At 52.2% G+C, this 14,810-nt stretch carries 15 protein-coding genes; 8 read left to right on the top strand and 7 right to left on the bottom strand.

From position 1 onward, the window contains the following. Positions 1–26 precede the first annotated feature (26 nt). The 3 genes from AB4Z33_RS13975 to AB4Z33_RS13965 form a co-directional block, all read right to left on the bottom strand. Positions 27–215: a glutamate decarboxylase gene (locus tag AB4Z33_RS13975; protein WP_307200428.1), complete on the bottom strand. Its 189-nt coding sequence runs from the start codon at positions 213–215 to the stop codon at positions 27–29. Between the two features lie 98 nt (positions 216–313). Then, positions 314–805: a phosphatidylglycerophosphatase A family protein gene (locus tag AB4Z33_RS13970; RefSeq protein WP_442050488.1), complete on the bottom strand. Its 492-nt coding sequence runs from the start codon at positions 803–805 to the stop codon at positions 314–316. Between the two features lie 313 nt (positions 806–1,118). Then, positions 1,119–4,790: a DNA polymerase III subunit alpha gene (locus AB4Z33_RS13965; protein ID WP_442050487.1), complete on the bottom strand. Its 3,672-nt coding sequence runs from the start codon at positions 4,788–4,790 to the stop codon at positions 1,119–1,121. A 171-nt stretch (positions 4,791–4,961) separates the two neighbouring features. On the opposite strand from AB4Z33_RS13965, the gene AB4Z33_RS13960 reads away from it, so the two are divergent. From AB4Z33_RS13960 to AB4Z33_RS13950, 3 genes are all read left to right on the top strand, one after another. Beyond that, positions 4,962–5,288, top strand: a complete 327-nt coding sequence (locus AB4Z33_RS13960) for a YtrH family sporulation protein (RefSeq protein WP_337099612.1) — start codon at positions 4,962–4,964, stop codon at positions 5,286–5,288. Positions 5,289–5,291: 3 nt separating this feature from the next. Next, the gene (locus AB4Z33_RS13955) at positions 5,292–5,807 is read left to right on the top strand and encodes a hypothetical protein (RefSeq protein WP_442050486.1); all 516 of its coding nucleotides are present in this window, start codon (positions 5,292–5,294) and stop codon (positions 5,805–5,807) included. A 69-nt stretch (positions 5,808–5,876) separates the two neighbouring features. Then, positions 5,877–6,173 (top strand): YtpI family protein, encoded by a 297-nt coding sequence (locus AB4Z33_RS13950; RefSeq protein WP_442050485.1) that lies wholly within the window; start codon positions 5,877–5,879, stop codon positions 6,171–6,173. A 50-nt stretch (positions 6,174–6,223) separates the two neighbouring features. Here the strand turns inward: AB4Z33_RS13950 and AB4Z33_RS13945 are convergent, their stop codons facing one another. Together AB4Z33_RS13945 and AB4Z33_RS13940 are read right to left on the bottom strand one after the other, a co-directional pair. Continuing rightward, positions 6,224–7,576 carry a DRTGG domain-containing protein gene (locus AB4Z33_RS13945; protein WP_442050484.1) on the bottom strand — a complete coding sequence of 451 codons (1,353 nt, stop codon included), beginning with the start codon at positions 7,574–7,576 and terminating at the stop codon, positions 6,224–6,226. 83 nt (positions 7,577–7,659) lie between these two features. Further along, positions 7,660–8,133, bottom strand: coding sequence for a hypothetical protein (locus AB4Z33_RS13940; protein ID WP_442050483.1), 474 nt, complete (start codon positions 8,131–8,133; stop codon positions 7,660–7,662). Between the two features lie 229 nt (positions 8,134–8,362). Between AB4Z33_RS13940 and AB4Z33_RS13935 the strand changes: the two genes are divergently transcribed. Next, on the top strand, positions 8,363–8,713 hold the full coding sequence (locus AB4Z33_RS13935; protein ID WP_442050482.1) for a helix-turn-helix domain-containing protein: 351 nt from the start codon (positions 8,363–8,365) through the stop codon (positions 8,711–8,713). A 132-nt stretch (positions 8,714–8,845) separates the two neighbouring features. On the opposite strand, the gene AB4Z33_RS13930 is transcribed toward AB4Z33_RS13935, so the two are convergent. Both AB4Z33_RS13930 and AB4Z33_RS13925 read right to left on the bottom strand, forming a co-directional pair. Then, positions 8,846–9,130, bottom strand: a complete 285-nt coding sequence (locus AB4Z33_RS13930) for a hypothetical protein (protein WP_442050481.1) — start codon at positions 9,128–9,130, stop codon at positions 8,846–8,848. A gap of 89 nt (positions 9,131–9,219) precedes the next feature. Beyond that, positions 9,220–9,555, bottom strand: coding sequence for a YlbF family regulator (locus AB4Z33_RS13925; RefSeq protein WP_442050480.1), 336 nt, complete (start codon positions 9,553–9,555; stop codon positions 9,220–9,222). Positions 9,556–9,685: 130 nt separating this feature from the next. Between AB4Z33_RS13925 and AB4Z33_RS13920 the strand changes: the two genes are divergently transcribed. Genes AB4Z33_RS13920 through AB4Z33_RS13905 form a run of 4 tightly spaced genes read left to right on the top strand, consistent with a single transcriptional unit; the run spans position 9,686 to position 14,809 of the window. Next, on the top strand, positions 9,686–11,056 hold the full coding sequence (locus AB4Z33_RS13920; protein ID WP_442050479.1) for a YheC/YheD family endospore coat-associated protein: 1,371 nt from the start codon (positions 9,686–9,688) through the stop codon (positions 11,054–11,056). Positions 11,057–11,067: 11 nt separating this feature from the next. Then, positions 11,068–12,282, top strand: a complete 1,215-nt coding sequence (locus tag AB4Z33_RS13915; protein WP_442050478.1) for a YheC/YheD family endospore coat-associated protein — start codon at positions 11,068–11,070, stop codon at positions 12,280–12,282. Beyond that, the gene (locus tag AB4Z33_RS13910; protein WP_442050477.1) at positions 12,282–13,655 is read left to right on the top strand and encodes a YheC/YheD family endospore coat-associated protein; all 1,374 of its coding nucleotides are present in this window, start codon (positions 12,282–12,284) and stop codon (positions 13,653–13,655) included. The genes AB4Z33_RS13915 and AB4Z33_RS13910 overlap by 1 nt, the downstream gene beginning before the upstream one ends. Then, complete coding sequence (locus AB4Z33_RS13905) at positions 13,655–14,809, top strand: YheC/YheD family endospore coat-associated protein (RefSeq protein ID WP_442050476.1); 1,155 nt, start codon at positions 13,655–13,657, stop codon at positions 14,807–14,809. Before AB4Z33_RS13910 ends, AB4Z33_RS13905 begins: the two co-directional genes overlap by 1 nt. Position 14,810 lies beyond the last annotated feature (1 nt).

Below are 14,810 nucleotides of genomic sequence, written 5' to 3'. Positions count from 1 at the left end.
AAGGCGCAATAGTATAGAGCAATCCGTTACAGACGCATAATGGAATTAAGCACTTCCTGCACTTCTTCCAATTCGCCGGACGGAACCAATATCTCGTATTGCTGTTTGGACAGATTTACAGAGCGAATTTTCACAAGGAAACCTTCCTCTGTCAGCCGCTTCTTGATGTTATCTGCGATTTTTGCTGTTTGTGCGATATAGATGACCGTCCACATCATGGTACCTCCTGAAAACTTTGCAGCCCGCAAAGTTCACTTCGTAAGCTTAGCTAATTCCCGGTAACAGGCCATATGATGTCACAATGATACCATAGTCATGGCGATTCCGGCAAATCATATCGAAGCGCCTTCGGGTCCTGATGGGCGATTCTGGCAGATGCAGCGGCGGCTAATCCCGCAACCAGATCGTCCAGAAACACATGAATTTTCTCGCCTTTTACGTTCAACTGACGAATAATGCCGGGTTTTACTTTATCTAAATATCCGAAGCTCGTCAACCCAATCATGCCGTATACATTCGTAATGCCCAGCGCCAGTGTCTCATCTACGCCGAATAATGACTCATCCGTTTCCATAATTGCCTGGAGCGGCTCTGGCAGAAGTTTCTTCTCCGCCAGCTCATCAAGCGCAATGCCCGTGAACAGCACATATTGCACTTCTCGTTTTGCAAGAACCGCTCTGACGCTCTCTTCACAATCTTCCATCGTCAAATCGGAATTGTACGGAAGCTGCAGCATATAGACTATTTCTGTTATATCGGCAACCGCCACGCCACGCTTCAGAAGCCATTTCTCTATTCCGGTCATACGGCTATCCCTCCCGCTGATGCTTGTATGCTTGTACGTAACCTCGCTGATCCGAGCAGCCCAGCCGCTCCTAATCGGTTCTAGATAGCAGGCCATATCCGCTTGTATCTCTAAACATATGCGGGTACAAGCCGTTACGTGCATACCGCGACGGGAAAGTTTAGCAATAAAATGACAAGTGCTGATTCGTTGCCATGAAAATAAAAAAATAGCGCAATAAGCTTGCGCTATTTCCGACATACGACCTCTATCCAACGGAATAGCGAAAATTTCTGTCGTTATTTCTCGGACAAAACTTACATTTCCGACCCTGTTACCTTACTACGATCGCACCTTCGCCGAGCAGCGCTTCGATTTCGCTGAAAAGCTTCGGCGATGGCTTAACGCTGTACGCCTCGCTGAGCGCGCGCGACTTCTGGTCGCGTTCGTAGAACAGCACCGTATCGAGCGTGCCATGGTGCGCAGTCAGCACCGCCTTTAGTTTATCCAGCGTGCCGGTCTGATCATTAGCCTCAGTTACTTTAATATAGACCCGCTGCTTCTTGCGCTCTTGAGCAGGCTTAACAGGAATGCTAGCGCTCACTGCGGCAGTTCCAGCAGGCTGAGCCTTATGCTGTTCGACAGCAGGACCCTGAGCGGTGTTCTCGTTGGTCGCATTATTGTTCACGCTAGGCGCGGCACTCGATCTCGTTGTCGTCTGAGCGGTCCCATACGGCCGAGCCGCGCGTCTTGCCGCCTGTCCCTGCAGCTTCCGAACCTCGTAAGCAAGATTAAGCTCGGGGCGGCCCAGAGGAACGACATCTTCCACGATCAGCTTGAAGTCATCATCCTGCTGCTGCACGGTCGCTTGCATAATAACGAGTCCGCCCTTCTCAAGCTTGCTCTCGCACCGCTTCCATACGGCAGGGAAGACGACGGCCTCAACCCGCATGATGCGGTCCTCCACCTCAAGGAAGCCCATCGCATTGCCTTTCTTATTCGTGAACGGCTTCAACGACACGATCATTGCGCTAATAATGGCGGCCGCTCCGTCCTTCGCCTCGCTCAGATCGACAAGCCGCTCCAATCCGAGCGGCTCCAGCTGCGAATCCATCGCGTCAAGCGGATGGCCCGACAAGTATAGGCCAAGCAGATCACGCTCGAGATCGAGCTGCTGACTCGTCGTATATGGCGGGACGTCCGGCATCTCCACATCCCAGTTCTGCACCTCGTCGAAGCCGAAGCTGAACATGTCGATTTGGAGCTCTTCCCGCTCTTTGCGCCATTTCTGCGCGGCTTCCACCGTCTCCTCGAGCGCGCTAAGCTGCTGCGACCGATGACCGGGCAGCGAATCGCACGCCCCTGACTGAATGAGCGACTCCAGCACGCGTTTATTCACAACGCGCAGGTCAACTCGCCGACATAAATCGAGCAAGCTGTCGAATGGCCGTTCCTCGCGCACCTTCGATAAAGCTTCAATCGCTTGCGTGCCTACGTTCTTAATCGAAGCCAAGCCGAAACGAACGGACTGGAGGGCCGGCGTGAAGGAAACACCGCTCTCGTTCACGTCCGGCGGCAGCACCTCAATGCCCATACGCCGGCATTCGTCCACATATTCCGCTGTTTTCCACTGGTTTCCGGTAACCGAAGCAAGCATGGACGCCATGAACGGAACCGGATAATGCGCCTTCAGCCATGCCGTTTGGAAGGCCAATACGCCATAAGCGGCAGCATGCGCGCGCGGGAAGCCGTAATCTGCGAAACGAACGATCATATCGTATACGAGGTTCGCCTCCGCTTCCGAATAGCCCTGCGACAAGCTTCCCTTCACGAAATGCGCCCGCTCCTCGTCCAGCACCTCGCGTTTCTTCTTCGATACCGCTCGGCGAAGCAGATCGGCTTCGCCGAGCGAGAAACCCGCCATTAGCGAGGCAATCTGCATAATCTGCTCTTGATACACAATGATGCCGTACGTATCAGCTAAGATCGGCTCCAAAGACGGATGCGGATATTGAACCTGCACAAGTCCGTGCTTGCCTTGAATATATTTCGGAATAAACTCCATCGGACCGGGACGGTAAAGTGCCAGCACCGATACGATGTCCTCGAATTCCGAAGGCTTCATCTCGCGCAGCACGCGTCTAACGCCCGTCGACTCGAGCTGGAATATCCCCGTTGTATCACCTCTACCAAGCATTGCATACGTCAGTTCATCATTGTCGTTCACATTACGGAAGTCAATTTCCTTCCCGTGCTGCTGCTTAATCCAGGACAACGTACGCTCCAGAATCGACAGCGTCCGAAGTCCTAGGAAGTCCATCTTCAGCAGTCCGATCGCTTCCAGATGCTCCATGGAATATTGCGTTAGAGGAATCTGCTCGCTGCCTTCCTGAAGCGGCGCATAATGCGTCAATGGCTCGCGTGAGATGACAACGCCAGCAGCATGGGTTGAGGCGTGACGCGGCATGCCCTCTACTTTCATCGCCATCTTGAGCATTGCATCCGTCTTCGGCTGCCGCGCGCAAGCTTCTTGCAGCTCCGTGCTCGTCCGAAGCGCCTCCTCCAGCGTAATGCCAAGCTGCTGCGGAATGAGCTTGGCAGCTCGGTCTACCTCATGAAGCGGAACGCTCATCGCTCTGCCGACGTCGCGCACCGCAGCCTTCGCTGCCATCGTACCGAATGTAATGATCTGAGCGACATGCTCTTCGCCATATTTAGCGGCCACGTAGGCAATAACCTCGTCACGCCGCTCATCGTTAAAGTCGATATCAATATCCGGCATGGTGATCCGTTCGGGATTAAGGAAACGTTCGAACAACAGCTTGTATTTGATAGGATCGACATCCGTAATACGAAGCGTATAGGCGACAAGACTGCCTGCCGAAGATCCCCGGCCAGGCCCTGTCCGAATGCCTCGTTCATGCGAGAATCGGATGAAATCCCACACGATTAGAAAGTAATCGCTGAAGCCCATATTCTCGATGACGGACAGCTCATAAGCAAGGCGATTCTCTATCTTGGAGCGGTATTCCGCATCACTGGCCCATTCCGGCAATCCCGCATAGCGGGCTTGCAGCCCGTCGCTGCATAACGCAGCCAAGTAAGCAGACGAGCTCATCCCTGCCGGCACCGGCCGAAATACAGGCAGCGGCGCCCGGCCCAGCGTCAGCTCGAGCGAGCATTTGTCTGCGATTTCAAGCGTGTGGGCAACCGCCTCCGGAACATGGCGGTACAGCATCTCCATCTCCTCAGGGCTCTTCATGTAGAGCTGATTCGTCAGCATCCGCATCCGGTCCGTATCTTGGGTCGTCTTGCCTGTGCCGATACAGAGCAACACATCCTGCACTTCAGCGTCCTCCGGACGCAAATAATGTACATCATTCGTAGCTACAAGCTTGATGCCGGTCTCCTTCGACAAAGCGATCATAGCGGCCGCTACTTTCTTCTGTTCAAGCATGCCGTGGTCCTGGAGCTCCAGATAGAAGTCATCGCCGAATATATCGCGATAGCGCAGCGCTGCTGCCTTCGCTTCCTCGGGACGGTCATACAGCAGATGCTGCGAGACTTCGCCATGCAAGCATGAGCTTAGGCATACAAGCCCTTCCGCATGTTCGCGAAGCGACTCCATATCGACTCTCGGCTTATAGTGAAAACCTTCCAGGTGGGCAATCGAGCTTAGTTTCATCAGATTGCGATAGCCGGTCTCGTTCTTCGCCAGCACAATCAAGTGGTAGTTCGGATTTTCCTTACGCGTTCCCTTATCCTGCCGATGCCCTGCCGTATAATAAAGCTCGCAGCCGATAATCGGCTTAATGCCTTGCGCACGGCATGCGCGATAGAACGGTATCGCTCCGTACATGACGCCGTGATCCGTTAACGCAAGTGCCTTCATTCCGAGCTCTGCCGCCCGTGAGACTAGATCGCGAATGCGCGCTGCTCCGTCTAGCAAACTGTATTCGCTGTGCACATGCAAGTGCACGAAAGATGCGGAACTCACCTCGTTCATCGCGCACACCCCCTCTCGTCCAAATCGAAATCATTAGCTCTATTTTATCATAATAGACACCTAGACGCCCATAGAATGGTAGCAAGAGCAGGACAGGCCGCATGTAAGGGTTGAATAGACTGCTTAGATCGCAGATTTGCAACAGAACATTTCAGGAGGGTGTGCGTGCTTATGAGTTACTTTTTGTCCAAAGCTGGACTAGACTTCTTCATAGCATTCGGCGTTGTCATCGGAGGCTCGATGCTGGCGGGAATCGGTTCCGTGTTCATGTTGCTGCCTCCCGCGGTAACGATGCTGGATACGGCAGCAAGGCTGAAAATATGGGCAATCGTCGCCGCAATCGGCGGCTCAATCGATCCGGTTCGCGTCATCGAGAGCAACATCGCACAAGGTCAGCTATCGCCTGCCGCCCAACAAATTTGCTTCATCATCATTGCATTTCTGGGGGCTCATCTAGCTACGGAGCTCGTTCGTTTAATATGCAGGGGGACCGCTTAGCCGATGCGATTGCCTCCATTCGACCGTTTCGTAAGGGGACTTCAATTGGCCGGGGTGCTTATGCTAGGCATGCTAATCGGGGCGATCGTATATAATTCGTTCTATATCGCGCAATTCGAGAGGATTGTAAGCCTGAAGAGTGAGCTTGAGGTGCAGTTGGAGCAATACGAGCAGGATATTAAGCATTTGAAAGAGTTCAAAAATCAGCATACCGTCATCAAGAGCATTATTCCGAGAATCGAGACCGAGGCAGGGCAAAATTCAGCAAAGCCAAACTTGGACAAAGTGGCCGAGGCCGAGCTCATTAAGCGCATTAAGGAGGATCTGACCCCCTATATCGGCAAAAGCATTTATGAAATCGACTCCGACGCCCAATTCGCGCGCAGATTGCTCGGACGAATTGACTATAACGATGTGTATGGGAAGAATTATTCGGTTGAGGTCAAGACGATGCTCGTCRTCGACAACGTCCTGCATTTATGGGTAAAATTGCGCTACTCGGCGAAATCACCGTCATAGGCATAGATTGGCCATTCGTGGTACAATCGAAGGTAGCTTAAGAACTTGTTTGAAGGAGTGGCTTGCAAAATGGATCAACTGCTGCAATGGCTGTTATTGCCTTGCATTCTCATTACTCTCGTCTTATCCGTCGTATTCAGCCTCAAATCGCGGCGCGGAACGGACGCCAAGCTGCGCGGCATGAACGCAGCCAAGATGAATATCAGCATGGGCGTCATGCTAATGTTTATTGCGCTGGTTCAATTGTTCCTGTCGAATGAATCGACCGTGCGCATCGTAATCGGCTCGTTATTTCTGGTGCTTGGCGTATTCAATCTATTCGCAGGCTTGCGCAATCTAAGCGTATATCGCACGATGAAGGGCTAATGCCCTTCTCTCGCACCGTACTGCGTTCATCTATCCTCATGGATGGACCGTCAATACGGATCAATCATCTGGGCCGTCATCATCGCCTTGGCGGCCAGTCCTTGATTGTCGTTCACTTCAATCTCCAGCTTCGTAAACTTGCGGCTCATCTCGAGCGCTCTTGGAATGATCGTAATTTCACGATCGATCTGAACAGGCCTTACGTAATAGGTCGTCATACTCTCCATGGAATAGTCCCGCTTGATCGTCTCCCTAATCATCTTCCTGGCCGCTTGCGTCATTAGCGTCGCCAGCACCCCTTCCGATACCATGCCAAGCGCTCCCGACATCTGAGGCGTAATCGCACCCTTATACATGATGCCAAGCTCATGCTGCCCTTGAACGGCCGAGGCCATGAAGCCCGTCCACATTAAATCTTCGAACGTCTCGCCCGACTGCGGCTGTTTGCCAGCGAAACGCATAGCGTCAAGCACCTCTTGTCTCGTTACAACGCCCAGCAGCTTGCGATGCCGGTCAACGATCGGCAGCAGATCTATGCCTTCGGCAGCCATCGTATGCGCGGCAGACGGTACCGTAATGTTCGGCGCTGCCGTGATCGGATGTTTCGTCATGAGACGCTCCACTTCACCCTCTTCAGGAGCTCCGACGGCATCCTTGGCCGTCATCATGCCGACTACCTTGCCCCGCTCGTCTACAACCGGAAATCTTGAATAGCCGCACTCGCGTGACAGCTTATGATAATCGAACACGGTAGCGCCTACCCGCAGTACATCCGCCGGACGGCTGAACGTAACGATATCTTCGATCAGCATAATCTTGCGCTTGATTAATCGATCGTACATCGCGCGGTTAATCATCGAAGCGACAGTGAAAGTATCATGCCGCGATGAAATGATCGGCAAAGCGCGATCATCCGCTAGCGCAATAACTTCCTCGCTGGGCTCGAAACCGCCCGTAATGAGTACGCCTGCCCCTTCTTCCAGCGCGCACCTGTGAGCACCGACGCGGTTGCCGACAATAAGCAGGCTACCTTCATCGATATAACGAAGCATCGCGTCAAGCTCCATAGCGCCGATTACGAATTTATGGAGCGTCTTCTCAAGGCCCGCTGCCCCACCGTACAGACGTCCCTCAACAATCTCCGCCACTTCACCGAAAGTCAACTGATCGAGCGCTTCGCGCCGCTTGCGGTCAATGCGCACCGTTCCTATTCTTTCCTTCGTACTGACGAGACCGGCAGCCTCTGCTTCCTTAAACGCCTTGTATGCTGTGCCCTCGCTTACGCCAAGCGCCTTCGCAATCGGTCGCACCGACAATTTCGTTCCGATCTTCAAATTCTGAATATATTGCAGCACTTGCTCGTGTTTCGTGCTGTTGTCATGGCTAGATCCGCTTGAAGTCATTGCTATTCCTCCGTCCAACCTTTCATCGTCTTCCTCCATTATAAGAGATAGGACCGTGAAAAGTCATGTAAAGCGGAGTCGGCTTAATGATACCACTCGATCTCGACCCGCTCGACCTTAATATCCGCGTTCACCTGCTGTCCGTGCACACCGAGCAGCTTCCATTTCTTGAACAGCTGATTCATCGATTGGACGCTGATTGCCTCCTCGGCACCGTTCATAACGAATTTCTGCCAATCATATTCAATAGGAATCGGGTATCTAGCCGAATGTATAAGGTGATTATCGACTCGAACAGCCTGCGGCGGAATTTCCTCGCATACGCTCGAGAACAGGAATGAGCTTTGCTCGCTATGCGGCCTTGCAATCATATCAGAATTCAATTGCATAATGTATTCGACAATTTGTGTATGTGGATTGACACGGCAACTGAACGACCCTAACGCTGTTGCGGCCTTCTCGACCTTGTGCGACATTTTATACTTAAAGCTGACAACGAAGGGAACCATGCAATAATAGGCCCGTACTTTTCTGAAAAACTCGAATTCATCAACCATTGTTAGCCTCCCTCCACCAAACGGCCCTATTTCATTATCTTACCACTATTAACTCAATTGGTAAATTACTCCTTAACAGACAATGATAATAATAGAGTGATACTTTTTTACACAATTATAGTAAAGAGTCCCTCCCTCCGTCAATGACTATAGTCACTTTTTTAAGTACATTCTATAGACAGTTGTTGTGCTTGCATGAAAGAACTATCGTTAGGCTGGGGTGACTTAAATGAGTGGAATTTCGAAGCTTATCGGAGAAAATATACGATCGCATCGCAGAAGAAAAGGGCTGAGCCAAGAGCAGCTTGCGCTTCGCGCCGAAATAAACGCCTCTTACATGGGACAAGTCGAACGCGGCGAGAAAAATCCGACCATCGATGTGCTTGCCAAGATTGCAGCCGCGCTCCAGACGCCGCTTGAGCATATCGTTAATATCGACGACTCCTTGCCGCAAGCAGCAGATGGCGGCAGCGATTATGCGGACAAGATCGCCCTTCAATTGAACGGTCTGACTGCGCGAGAGCAGGAAGCGGTATACAAATTCGTAAAGCAGCTCGTTCAATTCAAAGATACCAAATAGTAACGATAGCCAAATTCAAAGCCGACAACGATATCTGCAACAAAAAGAAGACCTAGAGCGCTTATTAGCGAGCTGCTAGGTCTTCTTCTTGTCCACATGCGAGACACTGCTCTGCGCAAGATGTCTTATCCGTTAACGCGACTGTTTCGCGACTGATTTCCGTTGCATCATCTTCCGCTCCATAAGCACGTACTTCGCTCTCTTGATTCTCGCCAGCTCCTTGCGCTTCTCCTCGTCCATCAGCAGCAATTCGTTCACGTTCGCCGTTACGACCAGCAGCGCGAGCGCTACCCAGATGTATCCGAAGACGCTTGATACGCTAAGCGGGTCGCCGAGCTCAAGACGCGGCAGCGCGTAGACGAGCATCGCTAGCGCAAGCAGCAAATAGAGCACATGACGGGCTCTCCCCGAAAACATAGCCTTCAACTCCTTCATCCTCATATGCGTCCGACCTGTAACCCTCGTCCGCATTATTAGGGTATGAACAAGCTTGGCCGGATATGACTCTATCCCGCGATTGCCTTCAGAACGTCATTCAGTAATCGATTAATATCCTCGAATACGACCGCAAGCTGCCGCTCTGCCTCTAGGACGCTGGCAATTAACGGATTTCCCGCGATCTCTTCATACAGCTTCGTAATCGACGCCATCTCCGCTTCGGTCGGTTCCTCGCCGCTCATCATTTTCTGCTGAAGCTCCATCTGGCGCTCCCGGAAGCCTTCCATGATCCGCGAAGCCTCAGGATCGGCCTCCATTGCCCGTTTAACTGTCTTCAACTGCTCCGCCTCGCTGCTATCCTTAAGTGCTTTCGCTAGATCATAAGCTTTGTCATATACATTCATTGGATCGACTCCTCGTTCGTTTTTTTCGATTCACAAAGGCTAGATGTCCTCATATGATAAATTAATTCGTGTTAAATACCTATTTTCGTTCCCAACCACCCGTTATCTCCTGCTTGGAAGGAGCTCTAAGATGCTCAAATCGAAAGTATCCGTACAGGTCATAAGCTCCGGCATGCTGCCGGAGGATACGCTCATGCTCGGCGAAGCGCAGATGAAGCGTCTCCGAATTCCGCAGGGCCAGCATATTACGCTAAGGTTCGGCTCGTTCCGTCATAATATCAAAGTAATCGCGATTCCTAAGTTCGAAGGGATGCGCGTGAGCCAGAGCCTCGCCAAGAAGATGGGCCTCTCCCACAACGCTTCCGTGGGACTGCGTTACACGGAAGATACGTCATCCCTTGTTCTTGGTCCGCTGATCGGCGTATTGATCAGCCGTGATTATCCGAATATGCCGGATAAGCCGTTCGGCTCGATTACGATGTTCTGCCGGGAACTCGTGGATGCTTGTACGGAGCATGGGGCTTTCGTCTACTTCTTCACGCCGAACCAGCTTAGCAGCATGAATGCCATCAGCGGCTGGGTATTCAATAACGTCTGGATGAAAACATCCATGCCGATGCCCGATGTCGTCAATAACCGCATCACATCGAGGAAAATGGAGAGCAGACCCAGCGTACAACATTTCCTGAATGAAGTAAAACTTCATCATACTACTGTCGTATTCAACGAGAAGTTTCTCGATAAAGCTGAAGTATTCGATGCGTTAAAAAAAGACGAGACCGTCGCCCGCTACTTGCCCGAATCGCATCTGCTGCGCAATTACACTATGCTGAACGCCATGTGCTCCCGCTACAGCAGCGTTTTCCTTAAGCCGATTCGAGGCAGCCTCGGCAAGGGTATTATCCGCATTACGCGCGGGGAATCGAATAACGGCTATTTAGCTATGTTCGCCACTGCGAGCGGCAGCCGCAAGCAATTGTTTACTAATCTTGAGAAGCTCTTCTCGACGATCTCTACCAAGATGAAGACGATTCGTTACCAGATTCAACAAGGTCTGCAACTGATCGAAATTCAGAAGCGGCCCGTCGACTTCCGCGCGCTGGTACAGAAAAATGCCAAGGGCACGTGGGCGATTACCTCGATCGTCGCTCGTACGGCCGGCGACCAGCATTTCGTATCCAATCTGGCCCGAGGCGGAACGCTCAGCACGGCGGCCGAAGCGATCGGCAAATCGAATTTGCAGAACGGAATCAACAAGCAGGAAGCCTCCGTAAGGCTGCGGCAGGCGGCGCTTCATATTGCCAAGGGCGTCGATACGCAAATTCCCGCGCATTTCGGAGAGCTTGGCATCGATCTGGCCATGGATACGAATGGCCGAGTTTGGCTGTTGGAGGTCAACTCCAAGCCGTCCAAAAACGACAACACTCCGCTTAACGACAACAAAATACGCCCTTCCGTGCTTGCTCTAATCCAATATTCCCGTTTCTTATCGGGCTTCTGACGGAGGCTGCCATGAAACTACCTAATGTTATTATCGGAATCTATGTCGCTTCCATCATCCCAACTGCCAATGCTGACCTCGAGCCTGAGCTGCCTGAACCATCCTTCTATCGTCAGCTTGCCATTGCTGCGGAGCGTCTCTGCATACTGCTATATGTATTCACAGCAGAGGGGTGGCAACCTGGTGCTCGCGAGCTGATCGGCTATCGCTGGCAAGAAGGACGTTGGCAGCAGCAGACTTGTCCGCTGCCCGACGTTGTCTACGACCGCCGCTTTTGCACTGATGCGGTAAGCCGGCGAAACAGCCGTCATATCTTATCCCAAATAAAGCTAGCTAAGCCGCATATACTTCTTAACAGCAGCCTTCCATCCAAGCTCGAAGTCTATGACGCGCTTAAGCAAAACAATAGGCTGGCGCCGTTTCTCCCATCCACGCTGCCCTACAGTTCCCCTTCTCAGATTGAACCGCTGCTTGCGTCCTATCCGGATGGGCTCGTCCTTAAACCGGGAGCAGGCATGCATGGGATCGGCGTCATTCATATAAAGCTGAATACAGAAGAACAATCGGTACACATGAATGGCCGTACGCGAAGCAATCGCATTTTCACCAAGACGTTCACCCTAGCAACAACCAACTGGTGGCACTGGTTGGATCGGGTTACTGCCCGTACTCCCTATATTCTTCAGCCCTACTTCCCGCTTAACGATAAAGAAGGATATCCCTTCGACATCAGGGTCTTGCTTCAGAAGAATGAGCAAGGCCTTTGGCGCTTGACCGGCATAGCTGCCCGCCGAGGGGCTCAAGGCGCGTTAACCTCTAACCTGCACGGCGGAGGCGGCGCCACGCTGCCGCAAAGCTTGCTTGAAATCAACTATGGCAAGCCGCAATCCGAACGTTTGCTAGACCAAATCCATATGATAAGTGAGCAGGCAGCTGAGCATCTCGAGGGCCGCTACGGAAGATTCGCTGAGCTTGGCTTCGATTACGGCATTGAGCCGGGCGGCCGCCTATGGCTGCTTGAAGTCAATTCGAAGCCCGGCCGCGCTTCGTTCCGCCTCATCGGTGACGATAGCGCCGAGCGACATTCCATTGAACGCCCACTCTTATACGCTAGATTTATCGCGAGACGATTATATGCTACGGCTGCAGTCCATGAATCCGCTAACGGCCGACAAGCGCAGGATCCGAAACGACTACGGCCTTTCAACGTTCAGGAGGTTCATTGATGAGTTTGACAACGTGTAATGTGCACTTCTCTCCACAGTCCGATAAAGTCATTTATTTGTCGAGCCCGTTGCTCAAGCAGCTTAAACTGGCCGGTAAAAAATCGATTCATCTCAAATTAGGCAATGAGGTCATCACGACCGAGCTCAAGGCGTTGAAGCGCCCGGGCAACCATCTCTATCTGTCCGCGGGCGTACGGCAATTGATTAAAGTGCCGAAGTCAGGCAACGTGTACGTGCTCGCCAGCGGCGAGAACGAAGTCCAGATCGGGCCGCTCGTAGGCATTCTTAGCGACTCGAACGTGCACTCCGAAAGCTATCCGTTCGGAGGGCGCACGAACTTTATTAAACAAATTATTCGCATGGGCGAGGATAAAGCTTATTTATTCGGCTTCACGCCAAGCGACATTAATTGGCAGCTAGAGACCGTCAACGGCTACTTCCTTAGCCCCCAAGGCGGCTGGTATCGCAAAGTCGTTCCGCTGCCCGATGTCGTCTACAACCGCCTGCCGAACCGCAAGGCCGAATTCTCGACGTCCATCAGCTCGCTGCGCGAGAAGTTCGTACGGCGGAAAATCCCTTTTTTCAACTGGAGCTTCTTCAATAAATCCGACGTGTATAAGCTGCTCGACAACGATCCCGAGGCGCTGAATCACTTGCCTGAATCGGTATCGAATCCGACACCGGAGAAGATGAAGGAGATGCTTGAGAAGCATCAATTTTTATATTTCAAGCCGACAGCAGGAAGTCTTGGGGTTGGCATCTATCGGCTGACTTATCACTCGAAGCGCGGTTATTTCGTACGTTATCGCAAGGGCAGGCAGAACGTTCTGCTTCGCTTCCCGAACTTCAACAGTCTCATGCGCATGCTGCAAGCGCGTCACGGCAATACCTTTAATCAATACGTCGTTCAGCAGGGCATTCGACTCGTTGAGATCGACAGCTGCCCGCTAGACTTCCGCTTCCATATGCATAAGAACGGCAAAAATGAATGGGTTCCCGCAGGCATCGGAGCGAAGAAGGCCGGCCGCGGGAGCGTGACAACCCATGTGAAGAACGGCGGACAGCTGATGACGCCGGAACAGGCGCTTAGCCGGACGTTCGGTGCGCAGGCGGATACTGTGCTGGACAAAGCGAAGAGTGTCGCGATTAAGTTGTCTGAAGCGATTGAACGCAATTACCCTCATCGTCTTGGCGAACTCGGACTCGACCTTGGCATCGACAAGGACGGTGAAGTATGGATGTTCGAGGCGAACGCGAAGCCGGGCCGTTCCATCTACAAGCATCCTGCACTTCGTTCGGAGGGTCGTGCTTCCGTTTCGTACATTTTGGAGCACTGTATGTATCTTAGCCGCTTCCAAGGAGGTAATGGCTAATGGAGAGCTTGCTTCCGGATGAGACGGACATCAGAGAGCTTCGCGCCGGCAGAACAGTACTCGCTATACTGACCATCGATGACGATACTCAACTTTTCCGGGGCAACCGCAATAACTTCATCGATATTATTCGTGTAGGTCAAGGTATGGGGTTTATCGTCTAYGTCGTGACAGTGAAAAACTTGCTGTTAACCCGGAGCAACCTGAATGGCTACGTATACAACGAGGAATCCGAAAGCTGGTTGCCGCGGCTGCTGCCGTTTCCTGATATTATCTACAATCGGATTCCTCAGCGCGAGGATGAGATGCTTCCAGCCGTTAAGCAGAAGATCGCTGCCTGCCAGAAGCACCCTCGCGTCAGGCTGTTCAATCCTTCCTTCTTCAACAAATGGGAGATGTTCGAGTGGCTGCGCGACTCCAAGTCCACCAAACCATTCATTCCTACGACCCGCAAGCTGATGTCGCTGTCGAGCCTGGGCCAGATGATGGATAAATATTCCTTTATCTACTTGAAGCCGGAGAGCGGCAAAGCGGGCAAAGGCATTATGACGATCAAGTTCCAAGCGGCCAGAGAGCTTCCTTATCGGTTGAAAATACAAGAGCGCAAGAAGAGCTCCACCTACAGCTGCAGCTCGATTACGAAGCTATGGACTCGTATCCAGAAGGAAAGCGCCGGAGAAGCTTACATTGCGCAGCAAGGCATTAAGCTCGCTTCCTTCAACGATCGCCATTACGACCTGCGCGTGCTCGTCCAGAAGAATAGCCGCGGGCAATGGGATATTACCGGCATCGGCGCCCGTATCGCAGGCAGCTCGAGCATCACGACACATGTGCCTCGAGGCGGCATGATTGAAGATCCCGAGAAACTGCTTGTGTATACATTTAACGAGGATAACGCGCGTAAGCTGTTATTAAAAGCGAAAGCGACAGCGATTCTCATCGCCAAGCAGATCGAACGGGCATCGAAGCAGTTGCTTGGCGAGATGTCGATGGATCTGGGTATCGACAGCGAAGGCAGCATCTGGTTTTTCGAAGCGAACTCAAAGCCAATGAAATTCGACGAGCCGCATATTAGACAGAAATCGCTGGAGCGGATTTTTCATTACAGCTCCTATCTAGCCAGGAAAAAAACGAGCACGGCGGGAGGCATGTAAC

The organism is Paenibacillus sp. 2TAB19, from assembly GCF_052115185.1.
Taxonomy (GTDB): domain Bacteria; phylum Bacillota; class Bacilli; order Paenibacillales; family Paenibacillaceae; genus Pristimantibacillus.
This window is presented reverse-complemented; position numbering and strand designations above follow the sequence as displayed.